The 20,067-nt window shown below is 66.4% G+C and carries 18 protein-coding genes and 1 pseudogene; 10 read left to right on the top strand and 9 right to left on the bottom strand.

Annotated elements, in window-relative coordinates:
- The first annotated feature begins 132 nt into the window (after window positions 1-132).
- The 3 genes and pseudogenes from ABZW96_RS11940 to ABZW96_RS11930 all read left to right on the top strand — a co-directional run bounded on the left by ABZW96_RS11940 (window position 133) and on the right by ABZW96_RS11930 (window position 5,194).
- Window positions 133-1,701, top strand: a complete 1,569-nt coding sequence (locus tag ABZW96_RS11940) for a GMC family oxidoreductase N-terminal domain-containing protein (protein ID WP_355073838.1) — start codon at window positions 133-135, stop codon at window positions 1,699-1,701.
- A pseudogene (locus ABZW96_RS11935) lies at window positions 1,698-3,397 on the top strand (aldehyde dehydrogenase family protein). Before ABZW96_RS11940 ends, ABZW96_RS11935 begins: the two are co-directional and overlap by 4 nt.
- 120 nt (window positions 3,398-3,517) lie before the next feature.
- Window positions 3,518-5,194 carry a long-chain fatty acid--CoA ligase gene (locus tag ABZW96_RS11930; RefSeq protein WP_355074421.1) on the top strand — a complete coding sequence of 559 codons (1,677 nt, stop codon included), beginning with the start codon at window positions 3,518-3,520 and terminating at the stop codon, window positions 5,192-5,194.
- A 72-nt stretch (window positions 5,195-5,266) separates the two neighbouring features.
- On the opposite strand, the gene ABZW96_RS11925 is transcribed toward ABZW96_RS11930, so the two are convergent.
- The 3 genes from ABZW96_RS11925 to ABZW96_RS11915 all read right to left on the bottom strand — a co-directional run bounded on the left by ABZW96_RS11925 (window position 5,267) and on the right by ABZW96_RS11915 (window position 7,398).
- Window positions 5,267-5,770: a hypothetical protein gene (locus ABZW96_RS11925; RefSeq protein WP_355073837.1), complete on the bottom strand. Its 504-nt coding sequence runs from the start codon at window positions 5,768-5,770 to the stop codon at window positions 5,267-5,269.
- An 11-nt stretch (window positions 5,771-5,781) separates the two neighbouring features.
- Window positions 5,782-6,990, bottom strand: coding sequence for an alcohol dehydrogenase catalytic domain-containing protein (locus ABZW96_RS11920; protein WP_355073835.1), 1,209 nt, complete (start codon window positions 6,988-6,990; stop codon window positions 5,782-5,784).
- 66 nt (window positions 6,991-7,056) lie between these two features.
- Window positions 7,057-7,398 (bottom strand): DUF3140 domain-containing protein, encoded by a 342-nt coding sequence (locus tag ABZW96_RS11915; protein ID WP_355073834.1) that lies wholly within the window; start codon window positions 7,396-7,398, stop codon window positions 7,057-7,059.
- Between the two features lie 139 nt (window positions 7,399-7,537).
- On the opposite strand from ABZW96_RS11915, the gene ABZW96_RS11910 reads away from it, so the two are divergent.
- The 4 genes from ABZW96_RS11910 to ABZW96_RS11895 all read left to right on the top strand — a co-directional run bounded on the left by ABZW96_RS11910 (window position 7,538) and on the right by ABZW96_RS11895 (window position 9,762).
- Window positions 7,538-8,632 carry a Vms1/Ankzf1 family peptidyl-tRNA hydrolase gene (locus ABZW96_RS11910; protein WP_355073832.1) on the top strand — a complete coding sequence of 365 codons (1,095 nt, stop codon included), beginning with the start codon at window positions 7,538-7,540 and terminating at the stop codon, window positions 8,630-8,632.
- 38 nt (window positions 8,633-8,670) lie between these two features.
- Window positions 8,671-8,847, top strand: coding sequence for a hypothetical protein (locus tag ABZW96_RS11905; RefSeq protein WP_355073830.1), 177 nt, complete (start codon window positions 8,671-8,673; stop codon window positions 8,845-8,847).
- Between the two features lie 133 nt (window positions 8,848-8,980).
- The gene (locus ABZW96_RS11900; protein ID WP_355073828.1) at window positions 8,981-9,328 is read left to right on the top strand and encodes a hypothetical protein; all 348 of its coding nucleotides are present in this window, start codon (window positions 8,981-8,983) and stop codon (window positions 9,326-9,328) included.
- Window positions 9,325-9,762 carry a MerR family transcriptional regulator gene (locus ABZW96_RS11895; protein ID WP_355073826.1) on the top strand — a complete coding sequence of 146 codons (438 nt, stop codon included), beginning with the start codon at window positions 9,325-9,327 and terminating at the stop codon, window positions 9,760-9,762. Before ABZW96_RS11900 ends, ABZW96_RS11895 begins: the two co-directional genes overlap by 4 nt.
- A gap of 265 nt (window positions 9,763-10,027) precedes the next feature.
- On the opposite strand, the gene ABZW96_RS11890 is transcribed toward ABZW96_RS11895, so the two are convergent.
- On the bottom strand, window positions 10,028-11,050 hold the full coding sequence (locus ABZW96_RS11890; protein WP_355073825.1) for an AsnC family transcriptional regulator: 1,023 nt from the start codon (window positions 11,048-11,050) through the stop codon (window positions 10,028-10,030).
- Between the two features lie 136 nt (window positions 11,051-11,186).
- Between ABZW96_RS11890 and ABZW96_RS11885 the strand changes: the two genes are divergently transcribed.
- Both ABZW96_RS11885 and ABZW96_RS11880 read left to right on the top strand, forming a co-directional pair.
- Window positions 11,187-12,041, top strand: coding sequence for an NAD(P)H-binding protein (locus ABZW96_RS11885; RefSeq protein ID WP_355073823.1), 855 nt, complete (start codon window positions 11,187-11,189; stop codon window positions 12,039-12,041).
- 133 nt (window positions 12,042-12,174) lie between these two features.
- On the top strand, window positions 12,175-13,407 hold the full coding sequence (locus ABZW96_RS11880) for a lipase family protein (RefSeq protein ID WP_355073821.1): 1,233 nt from the start codon (window positions 12,175-12,177) through the stop codon (window positions 13,405-13,407).
- A 107-nt stretch (window positions 13,408-13,514) separates the two neighbouring features.
- Here the strand turns inward: ABZW96_RS11880 and ABZW96_RS11875 are convergent, their stop codons facing one another.
- The 5 genes from ABZW96_RS11875 to ABZW96_RS11855 form a co-directional block, all read right to left on the bottom strand.
- Window positions 13,515-14,531, bottom strand: a complete 1,017-nt coding sequence (locus ABZW96_RS11875; protein WP_355073819.1) for a hypothetical protein — start codon at window positions 14,529-14,531, stop codon at window positions 13,515-13,517.
- Complete coding sequence (locus ABZW96_RS11870; protein WP_355073817.1) at window positions 14,528-15,862, bottom strand: peroxidase; 1,335 nt, start codon at window positions 15,860-15,862, stop codon at window positions 14,528-14,530. Before ABZW96_RS11870 ends, ABZW96_RS11875 begins: the two co-directional genes overlap by 4 nt.
- Window positions 15,863-15,880: 18 nt before the next feature.
- Entirely contained in the window at window positions 15,881-16,441 is a 561-nt protein-coding gene (locus ABZW96_RS11865; RefSeq protein ID WP_355073815.1) for a hypothetical protein, read from the bottom strand.
- A complete protein-coding gene (locus ABZW96_RS11860) occupies window positions 16,422-18,704 on the bottom strand; it encodes a protein kinase (RefSeq protein WP_355073813.1) in 2,283 nt (760 codons plus the stop codon). Before ABZW96_RS11860 ends, ABZW96_RS11865 begins: the two co-directional genes overlap by 20 nt.
- 171 nt (window positions 18,705-18,875) lie before the next feature.
- Window positions 18,876-19,322: a CBS domain-containing protein gene (locus ABZW96_RS11855; RefSeq protein ID WP_355073812.1), complete on the bottom strand. Its 447-nt coding sequence runs from the start codon at window positions 19,320-19,322 to the stop codon at window positions 18,876-18,878.
- Window positions 19,323-19,468: 146 nt separating this feature from the next.
- On the opposite strand from ABZW96_RS11855, the gene ABZW96_RS11850 reads away from it, so the two are divergent.
- Window positions 19,469-20,035, top strand: a complete 567-nt coding sequence (locus tag ABZW96_RS11850; protein ID WP_355073810.1) for a TetR/AcrR family transcriptional regulator — start codon at window positions 19,469-19,471, stop codon at window positions 20,033-20,035.
- Window positions 20,036-20,067: the final 32 nt, after the last annotated feature.

Genomic DNA, 20,067 nt, shown 5'->3' with positions numbered 1-20,067 from the left:
CACACATATCCGCCGTGGATCGGTAGGCCCGTGCACATGGTGGCTCGAGCATCCCGCCAGCAGTATCGACTGCGACAGTGACCGGGGTCATAGCGCCCCGTTTCGGGAATTGTTTCGAGAGAGGTGCCGACCGTGTACGACTATGTCGTCGTAGGCGCCGGATCCGCCGGATCCGTGCTGGCGAGTCGATTGTCCGAGGACCAGCGGGTCCAGGTGGCCGTGATCGAGGCGGGGCCGCAGGATACGGCGGACGAAATCCATCTGCCGGTCGCATTTCCCTCTCTGTTCAAAAGTCCGCTCGATTGGGATTACGACACCGAGCCCGAAGCCGGGCTGCAATTCCGCCGCGCCTATCTGCCGCGTGGGCGTGTGGTCGGCGGAAGCAGCTCCATGAACGCGATGATCTACATTCGCGGAGCACGTGCCGACTACGACGGGTGGGCCGCGGGCGGCGCCGACGGATGGAGCTACGACGAGGTCCTTCCCTATTTCATGAAGGCCGAGGACAACGAACGCGGAAAGGACGCCTACCACGGCGTCGGCGGGCCGCTGGCGGTGAGCGAAAGCCGATCGCGGCATCCGCTGGGCGACGCGTTCCTGCGCGCCGCCGAGCAAGCGGGCCACCTCCGCAACGAGGACTTCAACGGGTCCACGCAGCTGGGCGTCGGTCGCTATCAGGTGACACAGCGCAATGGCATGCGGTGCAGCGCCGCCGTCGGTTATCTGCACCCGGCCGCGTCGCGCCCGAATCTGACGGTGATCACCGGCGCGCTCGCCCATCGAGTCGTCATCGAGAACGGCCGCGCGACCGGTGTGGTCATCGGCCGGGACGGGAGCACGGAAGTGATCCAGGCCCGGCGCGAGGTTGTGCTCGCCGCGGGCGCATACGGATCGGCGCATCTGCTGCTGTTGTCGGGTGTCGGCCCGGCCGAACAGCTGTCGGCGTTCGGGATCGAGGTGGTCCGTGACCTGCCGGTCGGGCGGAATCTGCAAGACCATCTGTCGGTGTTCCTCAACTACCGCACCGATCGCGAGTCGCTGATGACCGCACTCACCCCGGAAAACCTCGCTCTGCTGCAGGAACAAGGGCGCGGCCCGCTGACCTCCAATATCGGCGAGGCAGGGGGCTTCATCGAGACCCGCGGCGGTCTCGCCGGGCCCGACATCCAGTTCCACATGGCGCCGGTGCTCTTCCACGGTGAAGGCATGGGGGCCGCGACGGAGCACGGATACGCCTTCGGCCCGTGCCTGATCAACCCGACGAGCCGCGGCGAAGTCACCTTGCGTTCCGCGTCCCCCGGCACGGCGCCACGTATCCACCACAACTATCTCCAGACCGAAGAGGACCGCCAGAGCGTGATCGCCGGGCTGCGCAGCGCCCTCGGGATCGCCGATCAACCCGCGCTGCGGGAGCTCACCACCGGTGAATTCTCGACCCCCACTGGCGATTCCGATGCCGAGCTGCTCGATTTCGCGGCTCGGACGGCACAGACCCTGTACCACCCGACGTCGACCTGCGCGCTCGGCGCCGTCGTGGACCCGCGATTGCGCGTGCTGGGATTGCGCGGTCTGCGCGTGGCCGACGCGTCGGTCATGCCGTCGGTAGTGCGCGGAAACACCAACGCTCCCACGATCATGATCGGCGAGAAGGCTTCCGACATGGTCCTCGAGGACGCCGAATCGGAAGGAACCGAAGCATGACCTCGACCGTGACGGCAACCGTCGGCGCCGCGGTCTCCGCACTAAGGCGTGGTGAAGTCGAATGGGCGCGCACCGCGCTGCCCGCACGACGCCGACTGCTGGATCAGATTCATGTCAACACGGCGCGGCATGCGCAGGAGTGGGTCGAGACCGCGGCCCGGATCAAGAAACTGACCTCGGATTCGCCCTTGCTCGGTGAGGAGTGGGTGAGCGGACCGTATTCCCTGCTGACCGGGGCTGCCGCGCTCGCGGAATCCCTGCTGGCATTGGAGGAGGGGCGCAGCCCGGTCGACGGATACCCGATGCGTCCGGCCCCCGGTGGCCGGACGGCCGTCGAAGTGTTTCCGCACGGAGTGTTCGACGCCCTGCTGCTCAACGGATTCCGCGCCGAAGTCTGGTCGCGGCCCGGCGTCGACGCCGAAACCGTTCGCGCCCGTGCGGGCTTGGGGCAGCGCACGCCGACCAGCACCGGCGGCATCGGCGTCGTCCTGGGGGCGGGCAACATCTTCTCGATCGCCCCTCTGGACGTGTTGTACCAGCTCTACGCGGACAACAGGGTGGTGGCGCTGAAGCTCAACCCGATCACCGATCCGCTGCTGCCGGTGCTGGAGAAGATCTTCGCTCCGGCGATAGAGCGCGGATTCGTGCGCCTGATCACCGGCGGCCCTGAAGTCGGCGCGGCCTTGGTGCACCACCCGGATGTGGACGCCGTCCACATGACCGGCAGCGCGGCGACCCACGACGCCATCGTGTTCGGCACCGGAGCGGAGGCCGAACGAAACAAGGCGGCAGGCACGCCCAGGCTATGAAGCCGATCACCAGCGAACTCGGCGGTGTTTCGCCCACCATCGTGGTGCCGGGCCGATGGTCCAACGCGGACCTGCGCTTCCAAGCCGAGCACCTGGCGACGCAGCGCCTGCACAACAACGGGTACAACTGCATCGCCGCACAGGTGGCGGTGATCTCCGCGGATTGGCCGCAAAAGGAGCGGTTCCTCGCCGAACTCCGTGCGGCTATCGGCCGCGCGCCGCAGCGGCCGGACTACTATCCCGGATCCTCGGACCGTGTCGAGGCCGCCCGACAGAGCTACCCGCAGGCGCAAGTGATCGGCGCACGCACCCTCATCGAGGGCCTGACACCGAATCGGCGCGAACCCGCTCTGCACACCGAATACTTCGCCCCGGTGCTCGGCGTGATCGAATTGCCCGGCATTGACCCGGCCGAGTTCCTGGCGCGGGCGGTACAGGTATGCAACGACGAGTTCGAGGGCACGCTCGGCGTCAACATCATCGCCCACCCGGCCACCATCAAACAGTTGGGCGACCGATTCGACACGGCCGTCACGGAACTGCGCTACGGCACGATCGCTGTCAACGCCTGGACCGGCCTGGGCTACCTCACCGCCCGCGCGTCATGGGGCGCCTTCCCTGGGCACTCTCTGACCGATATCCAGAGCGGCATCGGTGTGGTGCACAACGCCTTGCTGATCGCCGAACCGGAACGAACCGTCCTGCGCGGGCCGTTCCGCCCCTCGCCTCGGTCGCTGCTGCACGGCGAATTCAGCCTGTCGCCGAAGCCGCCGTGGTTCGTGACCAACCGCACGGGCGCCACCACCTTGCGGCGTTTGACCAACTTCGCGAAGAAGCCCGGCGTCGCCCCGCTCGCGCCGATTTTCGCCTCCGCGCTGCGCGGCTGAAACCCATGAGACCAGCCCGGGCCGGCGGCAACGTCGGCCCGGGCTCACCACGTTCCCGTCGGCCGGGCATTCTTCGAGAAAGACGAGCACGAAATGACTTACCATGAGCACGACCTGCCGATGCCGAGCACCATGCAGGATGAACCCCTTTCCTTGGCGACGCTGCTGCGCTACGCCACCACCGTGCACGCCGATGCCACGGTCGGTACCTGGACGGGCAGCGGGTCGCGGGTACTGACCTACCGCGAACTCGGTGATCGGGCCGCCCAACTCGCGCACGCCCTCACCGCGCTGGGAATCGGCCGCGGCGACCGAGTGGGCACTTTCATGTGGAACAACAACGAACACCTCCTCGCCTACTGTGCCGTACCCGCCATGGGCGCGGTGCTGCACACTCTGAATATCCGTCTCTTCCCGGAACAGATCGCCTTCGTCGCGAATCACGCGGGGGACAAGGCGGTGATCGTCGACGGTTCGCTGGTGCCCGCCTTCGCGCAGGTGCTGCCGCAGCTGCGTACGGTCCGCCACGTCATCGTCGCCAACGGTGACGCGGCGGCGCTGCGCGCACCCGAGGGGGTGGCGGTACACGAACTCGACACGCTGCTGGCCAGGCAATCGTCCAGGTTCGACTTCCCCGTGCTCGACGAACGATCCGCCGCCGCGATGTGCTACACCTCCGGCACCACCGGTGACCCGAAAGGCGTTGTCTATTCGCACCGTTCGAACTGGCTGCACTCCATGCACGCCTGTACCACCGACGGCATGGGCATCAGGACGGGGGATCGGGTGCTGGCCATCGTCCCCTTGTTCCACGCCAACGCGTGGGGCCTGCCCTACGCCGCGCTCATGGTGGGCGCCTCGCTGATGATGCCGGACCGCTTCCTGCAGCCGTTGCCGCTGCTGGAACTCATGGCAGCCGAACGCCCGAGTTTCGCCGCCGCCGTACCGACGGTGTGGAACGGTGTGCTCGCCGCGGCCGACGCCGAACCGCAGGACCTCGGCCATCTGCGAGCGGTCGTGGTCGGAGGCTCGGCCGTGCCGCCGCAACTGATGCGCGCTTTCGAGGACCGCCACGGAGTGCGCATCATCCAGGCATGGGGGATGACCGAGACCTCGCCGCTGGGCTGCGTCGCGTGGCCGCCACCCGGAACCGAGGGCGAAGACGCCTACGCCTACCGGGTCACCCAGGGACGCTTCCCCGCTCCGGTGCAAGCGCGCCTCGTCGGCGATGACGGCGCGGAGCTGCCCCGCGACGGAAAAGCCGTGGGGGAGCTGGAGGTTCGGGGGCCCTGGATCACCGCGTCCTATTACTCGCCGGATGCGGGCACGGTCGGCTCCGACGCGTTCCGTGACGGCTGGCTGCGCACCGGTGACGTCGGGACCATCACCGCAGACGGCTACCTCACCCTGGTCGATCGAGCCAAGGACATCATCAAGTCCGGCGGCGAATGGATCTCGTCGGTCACGCTCGAGAACGCGATCATGGCGCACCCGGACGTCGTCGAGGCCGCCGTGTTCGGCGTACCCGACGAGAGATGGGACGAGCGACCGGTCGTCGCCGCCGCGTTGCGGGCCGGAGCGGAGGCGGACGCGGGCGTGCTGCGTGCGTTCTTGGCCGGTAAGACAGCGAAATGGCAATTGCCCGAGCGCTGGACCTTCATGCCCGAAGTGCCCAAGACCAGTGTCGGCAAATTCGACAAGAAAGCCTTGCGCGCACGGTACTCGTCAGGCGAACTGGATATCGTCGTCATCGATTCGACCAGCGCGCAGACGAACTCGGACAGCAGGGCACGTTGATTCGGCACAGGCTCGCCGACCCGGCTCCGCGCAGTCGCGAACCCATCACCGAGATGGCCGGTACCGCTGGGCTCATGCCCACGGCCACTGCCGACGCCGCCGCGGGGTCGAACGACCGTCGGCCATGGCGGCGTAGGTGAGGGAAGTGACCAGCCCGTACGCAAGATGTGGCACGAGATCACCGAGCCAGTCGGAACGTGTCCATCGGCGCGGATCGGAAACCCCCAAGTTGAGAAGCGACAGCGCCGTGACGGACATGGCCGTGGCGGTATTGACCGTGCTGGCGGCGAGAATCGACGGCTGCCACTTCATGGAACGGGCGAAACCGTAGGCACAGCCGACCGAAACGCCGGTCCCCGTGCCCAGCAGCGCACCCGCGCCGGAAATCCGGCTGCGCCGTTGTTCCTCGTCACCGGGCACCTGCACGCCCAACCTGTCGGTCATGCGCTCGACGCTCTGTTCGGGCGTGCGACTCGGTGGTCGGCCGCGCGCGATCATGTCGAGGAAGGTGACGGCGTTCAACGCGGTCGTGCCCGCGGCTCCCGCCGCGGCGCCGCGGAGGATCGACTTCAGCATCGCTACACACCTCACATCGGCACGATCGTCTTCAGCCAGCCGTCCTCGCGCCGGTCGAACGTCTCGTAGGCCTCGATGATCGAGACCGGGTCGGCGCGCTGGGTGATGAAGGCGGTCGGATCGATGTCGCCCCGGGCCACCCTGCCCAGCAGGCCGGGGACGTAGCGGCGGTGGTTGCAGTTGCCGCCCTGAACGGTGAGATTGCGGTTGACCACGGCGCCGATCGGGAAAGCGTCGAAATTCGGCGGATAGACTCCGATGACGCCGACGCTACCGGCTTTGGCGACTGCCTCGAGTGCCCACCGCGCCGCCAAGCTGGGCGCGTCGCCAGCCAACCACTGCGCGCCCTCGGTCCTGCCCTGCGGGGCCGCCTTCTCGCGCTCGGCTTCCAGCGTCGAATCCGAAACCGGAAGATTCTGTGCGGCCGGTCCGGACTTCGGGCGTTGGGCATCCACACCGACCGCGTCGATCACCCTGTCCACTCCGATACCGCCGGTCAGCTCGCGCACCGTTGCCACCGGATCCTCGGCATTGAAATCGATCGGCTCGGCGTTCTGCGCGCGAGCGGTCGCCAGACGATCGGCGATACCGTCGACGACCAGCACCCGTGCCGCGCCTCGACGCTTCGCTGCGGCGATCGCGCATTGCCCGACCACGCCAGCACCGAGCACCAGTACCGTGTCGCCCTGCCCGACTTGCGCCAATCGGGCGCCGAACCAGCCGGTCGGCAGCACATCGGAGACCATGATCGCCTGTTCGTCGGACACCGAATCCGGGACTTTCACCAGCGTCGCGGCGGCGAAGGGGATGCGCGCGTAAGCGGCCTGCAGCCCCGCGACGGGGCCTGTGCTCTCCGGTCCGCCGAAGAAGCTGGTTCCCGCCTGCGGTCCGTTCGGGTTCGCGGTATCGCACTGGGCGAAGTAGCCCGCACGACAGTAGGAGCAGGTCCCGCATGCGATGGTCGAGCACACTACGACCCGATCGCCCTGGCTGAACCCGCGCACCGCCGCCCCGGTCTCCTCCACCACTCCGACAGCCTCGTGCCCGAGCACTGTTCCCGGCTGCATGCCCGGCATCGTGCCGCGCACGAGATGGAGATCGGTACCGCAGATAGCCGAGGTCGTGATCCGCACAAGCGCATCGGTCGGTTCCACTATTTTGGGATCATCGACTTCGTCGAGCCGGATATCTCCCACGTCGTGCCACACCACTGCCTTCATCGAAGCACCCTCCTCGCCGTCAACTTGCAGAGCGCACACCCATCCGCTCGACTCGCGATGCGGAGATCACGACGGCTGGAGTGGATCGTGTCCGAGTGACATCAGATGCCTGCGCCAGTCGTCTCTGCCCGCGCGCGGCTCGCGCTCTGCTTCCGCACCGCGCACCGCGGTGATTTCGTCCACGGCCCGGCGCATCACCGCGATGTCGTCGGCATCGAGGTCCGTACGACGTTTGCCGAGAACCGCAAGGATGCGCCGGCCGATCTCCGGCCCCGCGCGATCGGGTTCCGTTTCGGTGCCGGTACCGGCGCCTTCGGTGCGCAGCCAGTCGCGCAACTGCCGGGACGACATATTGACCAGGCGGTGGAATTCCTCCCACAGCTCGTCGTCGATGACGGTTTCGGCCATGGCTTCACCTCCAGTCGGTTGTCCCGGCGGACGCGTGGCGACTACCCGGGCCTGGGTCGGCCAAACCACCGTTCGGAGCGTATTCCGAACGCACTCGCGGATTCGGATTCGTGCACGCCGAACCGGGTACGCGCCGGATGTGTATGGCACGAATCTCAGAGAAATAGCGCAACGGCGGGGCCCGTTCGTCTCGCTCTGCGTCGACGCCTCGCACAACACCGAAGACGCCGAGCAGCAAAAAGCGTTACGGTGGCGCTCGATCCGCGAGCGATTGGCCGCCCAGCACGTTCCCGAGAAGACGCTGACGCTACTCGACGACGCGATCAGCAAAGTCAAGGCGGAGAAAGGGCGTGCAGGCCGCCTGCTGATCGCCGATTCGGACAGCGTCCTCGTCGATCACATGCTCGCCGAGCCGCCCGCACGCGAGACAGTGCGGGTGTCGGCGCTTCCGTATCTGTTGCCTCTCATCGAGCAGCAGTCCCGTGAGGTGCCGCATGTGATCGCGGTCGTCGACCGTGTCGGCTGCGATCTGTACGGCGTCGACGAGGACGAGAACCTGATCGAGATGACCGCCGAAGGCACCGCGCATCCGGTGCACAAGATCCATCACGGCGGAGGGTGGGCACACCTTTCGATGCAGCGCCGGGTAGAGGAAGTGGTCCGCCGGAACGTCGGGGAGGCCGCCACGGCGGTCCGCGATCTCGCGGATCGCGTCGGAGCGCAGGTCATCGTGCTGGTCGGTGAGGTCGGCGCCCGCGCAGCGCTGGCAAAGGCACTCGATTCGCCTACCGCTCGGATCGTCGAGGTCGAGGCCGGTGCCCGGGCCGCGGGTGCTGACTCCGCCGCGCTGGAAGCGCAGGTGCCGCAAGCGGTGCGGACGCAGGCACGGCAGCACCAGGGACAGGTCGTCGAGCAACTGAATACCGCGCGGGGCAGGGCCGACGGCCTGGCCGTCGAGGGGCTGCCCGAGACGGTCTCGGCGCTGCTGGCGGCGAACGCCGATACTTTGCTGATCGATCCGGACACCGTGGGGGACCGATCCGTCGAACTCGATCCGGAATTGCTTCGCGGCATCACCGCGGCGCAGTGGATCGATGATGCGACATCGTCTCGCGCCTACCGCGCGGACGAAGCGTTGCCGGTGGTCACATTGCTGCAGGGTGGCTCGATCGTGCCCGTCGAAGGTGCTGTCGTACCCCGGGAAGGGGTCGCCACCCTTTTGCGCCACCGCTAGCGCGCCGGTGTCCAGCAACCGCAACAGGAGAAGATCCCATGGAACGAGGAAATACCAAGCACGGTCCCGTACACGACGACGAGTTGGCCCACGAGTTGGAAGGCACGATACGAGGCAATCGTTCCAGCCGAGCAGAAGAGTGGCATGATCCCGAGCCGCCGGCCGACGACGACACCCTCATCAACGAACAGGTGCAACGGACCGAACATCCGTAACACCTCGAACTGAATCATCGAATTCGTCGGACCCGCGAACGCTGGAATCCAGCAGTGCGGAATGGTGGCCGCACGCATGTTTCCGCGGTTCGAGGTTGCATCTTGTACCTGGGTACGGGCTTACCGTGAGGGCATGATGATCACGCCTCCCGCCGGGGATTGGGTACCGGACTCGTGCACGCTGCCCACCGTTGAACAGTCGGTACGAGTCGCTGAGTTCGACCGGTTCTTCGCCGAATCGGTGCGGCGCACGGATCGGCCCGCGCGCACGCGACTGGATCTCCTACTGGCCGCCGGCGCGGAGGAGGAGGGCCGTGACCTCGCCGCGCGCGAGTCCGGTTGCTGCTCGTTCTTCACCTTCGGCTTCGACGCCACCGAGGACGGTCCGGTGATGCGTATCGCCGTTCCCGACAATCAGGCCGCGGTACTCGACGCGCTGGCCGCGCGGGCGGACGCCTGGATCGGCGGCGATCGGCGTTGACCGGGTTGCGCACCGGCGAGCTGGCCGCGGCCACCGGGGTGAACACGCAGACGTTGCGGTACTACGAGCGGCGTGGTCTGCTCGCCGAACCGCAGCGGTCTCTCGGCGGGCATCGACTGTATCCGGAGCGGTACGTCACGGTGTTGCGTGTGATCAAGGCGGCCCAGCGGCTGGGGTTCACCCTCGACGAGGTCGCCGAGCTTTTGTCCGCCACCCCATCGGGTCGCCGTACTGCTGTCGGGCTACAAGCGCGCGCGGCGGCCAAATTGGCCGAGATCGACGCGAAACTCACCGAGCTGACCGCGGTGCGCGACACCCTGCATGCCGCATTGGAGGCAGGTTGTGACGACTTGCTCGCCTGCAGCGAAAGCCCTTGCTGCCCAGTACCGTTCACCACCGACTCCGCCGGTGAAGGAGGCGAGTGTGGGTGCTGAGCGCACGCGGACGCGACGCTGGTGGGTACCGATCGGGCTGGGCGCGCTTCTGTGTGTCGGATGCTGCGCGCTTCCAGTCCTGGTCGCCGCCGGAATCTTCGGCGGCGGGGTGGCGTTGGTGAGCCTTTCGTGGCTGGAGTCGCTGGGCATCGCCCTTATTGTCGCCGGTGCGATCGGTCTGTTGTGGACCCGCGCCCGGCGCGCCGGATGCACGACCACCTCGGGGCATTGCGCGGATGCGGGATGCGGCTGCGGCACGGGCGCCTCACTTCGAATTCGCCGCGCTTTTCGAACGACGGCTGGCTGTGCCGTGCCTGGTGCCTTCGGTGATGACGTGACCCGCGGCTTTGACCGTGGCGAGTACGGGTGTCACTTCCAGTGTTCGAATGGCGTCGTCGCTGCCGAGGCGGCGGGTCAGGTAATGGTGCAAGGCGCTGGGATTCGGGCACATCGCTTGGGCCACAAGGTTACTCGGACCGGTGGTGGCGAGCACGAAGGCGAGTTCGGGATGCCGCGCCAACTCGAGGCCGACCTGGTCGAGCCGCGCGGGAGCGACCGACATCCACAGCAGTGCCTGGGTGGTGGCGCCGAACCGGGTGTCGTCGGCCTGGACATCGAAGAAGATCTCGCCCTGCGCCCGTAGATCGGCCAGGCGGCGCGCGACCGTCGCCGGGGACCATCCGGTGGCTGCCGCCAGCTCGGCCAGCCCGGCCCGTCCATCGGCTTGCAGCGCGGACAACAGGGCATCGTCGGCGCTGGAGAGCCGGCGTGCGGACAGCGCGTCGTGATGGGGTGGTGTGAGTTGTCGCTGCTGGTGCTCGGTGAGCGTTGCGACTTGTCCGTGCCACGGCGTCGGACCGCCCAAATAGGTGTGGAGCACATAGTGAGCCGACACGGTCGTGATACCGGCGGTGCGGGGGATCTCCTGCAGCAGCAGCGGATGTGCCGCGTCCGCCTGGTGCGGCATGCGAAGGATGAGAAGGATTTCCGTGCCACCCGACAGGAGTTTGATCCATGAGGTGTCGGGTCGTCGGGCGAGGGAATGAGCGAGTGTCCGGGCTGCCGTCGTGGTGGCGCCGAGGCGGACCAGCCAGCGGGTGTGGTCGTCGCGGTCGAGACGGCTCAGCCCGACCACCCGCAACCCGGCCTCGGCGCGCAGTCGCCGGTAGCGCCGGGCCACCGTCTGCGTCGACACACCGAGCACCGTGCCGATACGGCTGAACGTTGCGCGGCCATCGATGTGCAGCGCATGGACGATGCCCCGGTCCAGCTCGTCTATCACGGTCATTTCTTTCAGCATTCCGTCTTCAATGGAAAATTTCCACCGATATCTCCCTGTGGATGGAGCTGGCGGGGCTCCGGGCCGATGCTGGGTCCCGTCGTCGGACAGGACGCGACGACAACGATCCACGGAAGGGACTCTCATGATTCTGGTTACCGGCGCCACCGGCACTGTCGGCCGCTCGCTCGTCGACCGACTCGTCGCCGCGAAGGTGCCCGTGCGCGCGATGACCCGTCGGCCCGCCGCCGCCGGTCTTCCCGCTGCCGTCGACGTCGTCGCGGGCGACTTGGGTGATCGCGGCAGCATCGCCGCGGCGCTGCGCGGGGTGGACCGCGTGTTCCTGCTTTCCACCGGCCCCGACATCCCAACCCACGACGCGAACCTGATTCGCGAAGCCACACGCGCCGATGTCGCGCACGTCGTCAAGCTGTCCTCCGGGCGTACCGGCGACGACACCGCGACCGACCCCATCCCGAGCTGGCATCGCCGCGGTGAACAGGCACTGCGCGACAGCGGCATTCCGTGGACGATCCTCGGCCCGCTCGGGTTCATGGCCAACGCATTGCACTGGGCCGACTCGATCCGGAACCGCGACAGCGTGTTCGCCGCCTATGGTCACGGCCGCATCGCGGTCGTCGACGAACACGACATCGCCTCCGTCGCCGCCACCGTGCTCACCACCGACGGTCATGACGGGCGAACCTACCGGCTCAGCGGACCGGAGGCTTTGACCCCCGCCGAGATGACCGCCGTACTCGCCGACGTGCTGGGCAGGCCGCTACGGTTCCTGGAAGTCGAGCCCGCCGCCGCCCGTCAGGCGATCTTGGACCACGGACTTTCCGAGATCATGGCCGACGCCATCATGGCACTGCGCGCCACCGCACTGGAGTCGTTCACCTCCGTCGTGCATCCGACGGTGCAGGAAGTCACCGGCGTGCGGCCGACCTCGTTCCGCGAATGGGCCACCCGACACCTTGCCGACTTCGCGCGTGTGTGACAGCGCGTGCACATCTCGATTCCTACCGTTTCAGATTTTCGTGCGGCGTGTCGCTGAAGGTCAGCCCGCAGCGTCGGATTTGAATGCAGGCTGGCCGGTCGACAAATGCGCGAACTACTGGAGGTAGAAGATCGTGATCCGGCGGTTTCTTTTGCCCGGCAGCAGGCGCAGCGGTGCGATCGGCGGTGTGGCACTCGGGCTGCTCTTGGCGACGACGGCAACCGCGCAACCGCTGTATCCACTGCCCGATCCGGACCCGTTCTATGCCGCCCCGGCGGATCTGGCGGCACACGAAGCAGGGGATGTGCTGGGTGTGCGGGCGCTGCCCGCGCTGGCGATCTTCCCCGCAGCCACTGTCACGCTGGTCAAGTTCCGGTCCACCGACTCGCATGGAGCGCCGATCGCGGCGACTACGACGGTTCTGACTCCCTTCGCCCGACAGCCCGGCGGGCCGCTGTTGTCGTATCAGCACTTCATCAACGCGCTCGGCACCGGCTGCGCGATATCGCACAAGCTGTACAGCGACGATCTGAACCTGGTGGCGACCACGCCGATCTTGAACGTGGCGCTGGCCCAGGGCTGGACTGTGGCGCTGCCGGATCACCTCGGACCGCAGTTCGCTCTCGGGGCGGCGCGTTTGGGTGGCCATGTCGTATTGGACGGCATCCGTGCGGTGAAGCGGCTACCCGCACTCGCCGTGGAGCACAGCCCCGCGGTCATGGCCGGTTATTCCGGCGGTGGCCTGGCCACCGCATGGGCGGCCGCGTTGCAGCCGGCATACGCACCGGAGCTGAAACTCGCGGGTGCGGCCATCGGTGGTGCCCCGATGAATCTGATGACGATGGCCGAGACACTGGGCCTGGACCGGCACCCCTCGTTCGGGTTGGCCATGGCGGCGGCGATCGGTCTGGAGCGGGAGTACCCGGACCGACTGCCGACCAGCTCGTATCTCAACCCGCGCGGCCTCGCGGTCGCTCAGGACATGGCCAACAGTTGCAGCAACGACATCCTCACCGCGGGCGTCGACGGCAGCGCTCGGGAGTACCTCGACAACACCTCGATCGTCGACAGCCGCGAAGCCCGCTCGGTGGTGGAGGAGAACAGCCTGGAACTCTATCCCGGTATGCCGGAAAACCCGATCCTCGAATGGCATTCGCCGAAGGACCAGCAAATTCCGCTCGGTGCGATCGAGAATACCGTCCGCCGCTGGTGCGCGGCCGGGGTGCGAGTGCAGACGGTGCTGGTGCCGTCGGTTGAACTGCCTTCCGCGCTGGAACATTTGGCCCCTGCGGTATTAGGTGCGCCTGCGGTGCTGCTGTGGCTCGAAGGCCGGGCCCGCGGAGAGCTCGCCCCTACCAATTGCTGACATCGACGCCCACGTAGCGAAGCGGAACTGCGGCAGATGGCCGCCGAACGCCGTGGGCGGATGGCCCCTGGCCGGCAGGAGGTAGACCGCGTCGGTGTGGTGCGCGGTCACTTCATGAGGGCGAAATTGCGCCAGAGGTTGATGAGGCTTTCGGTTCCTCCGAACAAGGTGGTGAAGTTGGTGGAGTCGATCATGACGATGTCGCCTGCGCGTCGGTCGGTGGGCGGCAGCCAGATCAGGGTGTTGAATTCGGTGTTGCCTTCGGCGGTGAAGGGGTGGGGTCGGTCGAGGTCGATGGGTTGCCGGGCGAGCAGGCGCACGGATGCGCTTGCGGGTGCGGTGAGGTGATAGTGCGGGAGGTGGGGGTGGAAGTTGAATGTGGTGACGTTGTCGAGCAGGTGCAAGTCGTCGAGGTCAGGAAATGTGGACAGGGGCGCAATGGATTTCGTGCCTTCGGCGACGGCGGGTCGGAGTCCGTACATGTTGTGCACCGGAACGTCGAGGGCTTTCATCAGTGAGCGGGTGTAGGCGCTGAAGCGTTGTTGGCGCGGCACCAGCGGGTCGCCGTGGTGCTGAAATTCGACTTGGCGTTGCTGGAGGTCATCGGTGCAACCCACGTCGTGATGAGGCGCCAAAAGCAGACAGGTGCCTTCGCGTCGCAGCCATTCGTCGAGGGCCGCGATCTCGTCGGGCGCGGCTTCTGCCTGACCGAGAACGTGGTCGAGGCCGAAGATCATGAGAGTATCGGTGTCGGCCAGAATGCGTTCGTCGAGGGGCAGTTCGAACCCGGCTTGATCGATGCGCTGGAAGACCGCGACGGGGTGACCGGTGGCCTCTCCGGCGATCTGCTGGAAGGTAAGGGTGGAGCGGTGGAACAATTCCAGCGTTCCGGCGATCCCTTGCAGAAAGTGCGCGGCGTCGTACTCGGGCGTCTCGTAGGCAGGCCAAGCCGCTTGGCGCACCTCGGTCATGGTGGAGAAGCGGTTGTCGAGCGCGGCGGGATCGCGCTGTGCCTCCCAGGGATAACTCCAAGTCCAGTAGATGCTCAACCGGCGTCTGCTGGGAGTGTAGGTGCGTGGCAGCTGAGATTGGTTGTAGGTGCGTGCCTGGGTGACGGTGCTCATGGTGCCACCTCGTTGTCGGTAGGGGTGCAGAGGTAGCGCAGTGCGCGAACACCGGGCATGAAGAAGTACGCGCCACCCCTGAGAGTTGTGAACGCCGGTAATCCTCTGATGGTCTTGCGGATCGGACGTTTGGGGATCTTGTATTCCAGGGTGCCGTCTTGGTTGCCGATGATCGGATCCCGCTCGTTGCCGAGTTCGTGGAACGTCTTGTCGTTGATCCACACGTTCTGGGCGAATTCGAATTGACGCACCAGGCTGGCACACAGCACGAAGGCCGCGATTCCGCGCTCGGCGCCGTCCTCGGAAACGCCTTCGGGGAGGTGCGGTCCGTAGGTGGCGCCGCGGCGGATCATGCGCCGCCGCTGCATGTTCACCGCGGTGTCGCGGGGATTCAGCCTGCGGATGTGCGAGCCCAAAGGCACGGCGTACCCGTAGGGGTCCATCTGTTTGTAGTTGAAATCGTTGTTTCGCCGCATATCTGCGCCGAGTTCGGGATCGTCCCGCTCGGGGGCGAGCACCAGAGGAGCGCCGCTGCGCCAGCGGCCCATGAGTTTCGCGGCCAGCAACTCCTGTTCCTCCGGGGTGTCGGTGTGCTCGGCCAGGAACTCGCGGAATCGCCCGACGTGTTCTTGTAAGCGCCGGTAGGCCATGTAGCTGCCGTTGCGCGACAACACCTCCGGTTGCGGCAATCCCACCGGAGGACCGTCCTCGTCGGGATATCCCAGGATGAACTCGCCGGCCTTGATCGGGGCACCCGTGCCCGGTGTGGGCTGCTCACCGGAGCCTTCGATCACCGGCTGCGACAACCGGTCGCGGTAGCCGAAATGGTCGTGCGGGTACTCCAACGGCGGAACGGCCGCGAGGTCCAGCGACGACAGCACCGTCACTCCGGTGCAGCGGCCGAGCAGCTGCTGGTGCTCGTGCACCCAGCGAGCGCGTTCGGCGTCGTCGTGGGCGAACAGGATCGCGATCGCGTGTAGATCGTCGCCCGCCAATCCACCGACCCAATGGTCGGGGTGAGCGGTCCCGGTGTCGCCCAGGATGGCGGCCCGCGCTGCCATGCCCTGGCGGAACTCCTCGGGGAACGTTGCCAGTGACTGTTCGGGCACGCCGAGTGCGCGTAGGCCGGTCCAGGTGAACGCGAGTGTCACCCATCGGCGGTCGGTGGTCACGGAGCGTTGTGCGTCGGCAGCCGAGGCCACGCGGTCGACCATGGCCGACAGCCACGCCCGCCCACCGGCGGCACCGGCGAACGACAGGAACTCGTAGCGTCCGGTCAGCGCGGGGACGCGGGTCAGCAGAATGTGCTGGATGTCGTCGAGTTCGAGCATCAGCAAACCTCTCGGTCGCTACTGCATCTGGTCGAGCATGTCGGAAAATGCCGCCTTCACGCGCAGCGCCTTCTTGACCTCGTCCGCGGTCACATAGGGGTATTCACCGTACTCCAGGAAGCTCGGGAATTGATGCTCACGAAAGAACTCGACCACCGCATCGGTATTGGTCTTCCAGTCTTCGGGGAACCCTTCGAGGTTCACGAATACGGTTGTGATGCCGGTCGACAGGAACAAGGCGATAGCATCCTCGACGTACTTGTCGAAGTCGGTATCGAAGATCCCCTGATATTGGAAACACAACCCGTCGCCGATGTCGAACAGTACCCACCGCAAGTAATGCAGCCGGAGCGGCGCCAGCACAGTGGGATCTTCGGCGACCGCGGCCTCGATTTGCTTGCCGTACTCCCGGATCGCCTCCTCGCGGCCGGGTTTGACCCGCGCGATGATCGAGAAGCCGTAATTGGCGGGTGTGCGGGGAAAGATCGGCCCGTACCGGCCTTGCTCGAGCTCGAAGAACCCCTCCTTCGGCAGGGCCATCGCCGCCGGCCTGGACCAATCAGCATCGCCTGTGGTCATGTCCGCCTCCATCTCGAGCGGTGCGGCGCGGAGCGAGCTGAAATTTCTTGGCCGAACCGCTCTCGTCGTTGTTATCTGATCGTTTGTCCGATGGGTCTCGAAATTCATCGCTTCCCTTGGGTAAGCGGATTGCGACGATCGCTGGAGCCGGGGATGGGTGGGGCTGCTGCTGGTCCGCATTGCTGCCTGCGACAGCGGGCCGCGCGCCGGTCGAGCCGACCCGCCGCATTTCGACCGTGGCACGGCTGGTCTCGGGACAAGGATCCGATTTCTCGCGGGTCCATGTTCCGGTCAAGAATGCGGTGGGTTCGGGACCCACGTCGGACGGGAACAATTCCCAATGAAATGTCGCGATGGTGTGCGGCTCGTTCGATTCCGCGAAGCAGGGAAAGGGGATGCTGTAATCGGTCCGCCAGACCCCGCCTTCGAGCCTCAACATCGGAGCGAAGACGGCGCGAGGATCTTTGCGCGGATCTGTGCCGGAATTTGTGTCCGTCGTTGCGGCGCAGCGGTCGCCCTCACGCATGCACAGGGTGTTGTATTGCTGCCGGAACTTGTTCGGCGGTGGGGGATTGGGAACGCCTGGTGTCGCGGTATATGTGATGGTTACGTCGTAGGCGCCGCTGATCGGCGCGATGGTCGGGCTGGGACCGCGGTCGGGGATGGTTTCGGGAGGGACGACGTCGACCTTCGGATCGATCTCGCCGGCGCGGGAAAGCTTCATCTCTTGTTGTTGGGTGTATGCGCAAGGGCCGCCGACGAAACTGAGGGAGTTTCCGGTCCACGCCGGGATGCCGGGTCGGAATTCGAGTCGCTGCCATGCCGGGACGTTCTGCGGCACCTTGGTGATCGGACTTTCGCAATCGGGGTCGGGGCGGGCCCGTATGTCTCTTGTGATCGTCCACGTGCCGTCGCGATAGTCCGCGCTGAACTTGGCCGGGGCTGTCTCCCGCTCGGACGTGCTCTGGCTGGTTATCGAGGCCACGCAGCGTTCGCCGTGCGACGGGCAGTCGGATCGGACTGACCATATCCTATCTTGTGGGGGACTGTTGTCCGGCTTCCCATTGAGAGTTTTGGGCGTGTAGGTGACTTCGTATTTGCCGTCGAAAGCGACTTCGGGCTTCGATGGCCGGGTCAGCCACCAAATACCCGCCCCTAGTGCCGCTGCGATGAACGCGGCGACCACGGTCACCACTACCCCCACGACAGGCCGTTTACGTCGAGGCGGTGCGGTGCCGTCGCGTGGGATCCCGCCCGATTCGGATCGGATGGGCTGAAGACCGGGCAGATCTACGGGAGGTCCAGCGTTGATCGTGGACTTTTGCTCCGCGTACGGCTCTGTGGAGGGTACCGGCGGCGGCGTCCCGGGCCGATCGCGGAGACCTCCGAAGCCGGGGGGCACCGAAGTGGGGCCGGCTCGGGGGGTGCTTCCGGCGGCAACCGCAGGGGCAGTGGTGAGAGCGTGTTCGGCGGCGGCTGCCAGCTCTCCTGCGGTCTGGTAGCGGTCGTCCGGGTCTTTCGCCATGCCCCGGGCGATGACATCGTCGAACCCGACCGGTAGGTCGAGCCGCCGCATGCTCGGCGCCGGGGGAGCTGCGGTCAGGTGCGCCGCGACCTGTTGTTCCGTGCTGGTGCTCGGGTAGGGCGGTATTCCGGTCAGGAATTCGCACAACACACAGGTAAGGGCATATACGTCGGACCGAGCGTCGGCGACCCCGCTGGTGAATCGCTCCGGAGCCATGTAGGCCAAGGTTCCGATCATCGTGCTGGTGCTGGTCAGCGGGGTATTGCTGGCCGAGCGCGCGATACCGAAGTCGATCAGATAGACGAAGCCGGTATCGGTGACCAACAGGTTGGATGGTTTGACGTCGCGGTGTACCAAACTTTGGGCGTGCGCCGCATCCAGTGCCGCCGCGACTTGGGAGATCACCCCAACCGCTGTCGCCGGCTCCATCGCACCATCGCGGTTGAGCAGGGTTCTCGCGTCGTCGCCATCGATCAAGCGCATATCGAGATAGAGGTGGCCTTCGATCTCGCCGTAGCCGTGGATCGGGACCACATGTGGTTCGCGCAGTTGAGCGGTGTCGTGGGCCTCGCGTCGGAACCGCTCCCGGAAGCTGGGATCAATCGCGCAGCGCTCGGGCAGCAATTTGATCGCCACAATGCGGTCGGTAGCGGTGTCGTAGGCCCGCCATACCTGGCCCATGCCGCCTTCGCCGATCAACTCGTGCAACCGGTAGCGACCGAACGCTATGCCGTTCACCGACCACCTCCCGCACGGATGAATCGCGTTCGCTATGGAGGATCAGCATCGTGAAAAGGTCGCGTATCCATGATATCGACCTCGGCATTCCTACTGCATCATTCTCGCGCTGCTGCCCGCGTTGCACCTATCCGAGACAGTCTTCGACCGGCTGGCCGACGTGTCGGATCCTCACACTTTCTCGGTGGCGGGCAGGTGGGCGGCGCAGACCGCCTCGACGAATTCGCCGACGGTGCTATCGGCCAGATTGCGGGCCAGATCGGCCTCGGTGATGATGCCGACCAGCATGCCGTTGTCGGTGACCGGGAGCCGACGGATCCGCTGCTGCTCCATGAGGACCAGCACCTCGCGCACGTCGGTGTCGATATCGACGGTGTGCAGTCGGTCGGCGCCCTGCGCCAATTCACCGGCGGTGGTGGTCTTCGGATTCGCGCCGACACCGACCACCTTCACGACGATATCCCGGTCGGTGATTATGCCGACGGGACGGCATTCGCCGTCGCAGATGGGCAGTGCGCCGATGTCGAGCTGCCGCATCCGCTGGGCGGCTGCCTCCATGGTTTCTCGAACACTGATGTGCTGTACGTCGGGCCGCATGATGGTCCGCGCGGTCGTCATGATGCATCTCCTTCTATTGCGGTGGCGTGTTCGCTACTCCGATCATCATTCGACGGCGGCGAAGGTATCGACAGGGCAGAAGGTCATCTGGCGACCGCCTCGGGCGCCGTTGCGCGAACTCGAGCAGTGAGTGTACAGTCACTCACATGAGCAGACGTGCCACTCTTTCCACCGCGGAACTCCGGCGCGAGGCCGTCGTCGACGCCGCGATCGACGAGTTCGCCCGCACCGGCTATCACGGCACGCCGATCACGAGCGTCGCGGCACGCGCATCGATCTCGCCCGCGTACGTCTTCAAGTTGTTCCCCGGCAAGGTATCGCTGTTCGTCGCCGCGCTCGATCGCGCCTTCGAACTGATCGAGGAAGCGCTGTCGGCCGGTGCGTCCCGGCCGGGCGAGACCGACCCGGATGCGATCCTGTATCGAATGGGTGGCGCCTACGCCGAACTCATCGCGGACAACAGACTGCTCATGGTGCAGGTGCACGCCCAATCCGCGGCCGACATCCCGGAAATCGCCGCCGCTATGCGCAACGGGCTCGAACGGGTCACCGCGTTCGCCGCGGAGCGGTCCGGCGGCAGCGCCGAGCAGGTCCAGCGCTTCATCGCCTACGGCCAGCTCTGTCATCTGATCACCACGCTCGACATCGACGCGAGCGCAGGAGAGTGGGCGGCAATGCTCACCAAGGGGATCCGGCACCCGAACCGCATGTAATCGACGTCCTGAGCGGCGAAATCGCCGTTTAC

This window comes from Nocardia sp. NPDC004168 (assembly GCF_040610355.1).
GTDB classification, from domain to species: domain Bacteria; phylum Actinomycetota; class Actinomycetes; order Mycobacteriales; family Mycobacteriaceae; genus Nocardia; species Nocardia sichangensis.
This window is presented reverse-complemented; position numbering and strand designations above follow the sequence as displayed.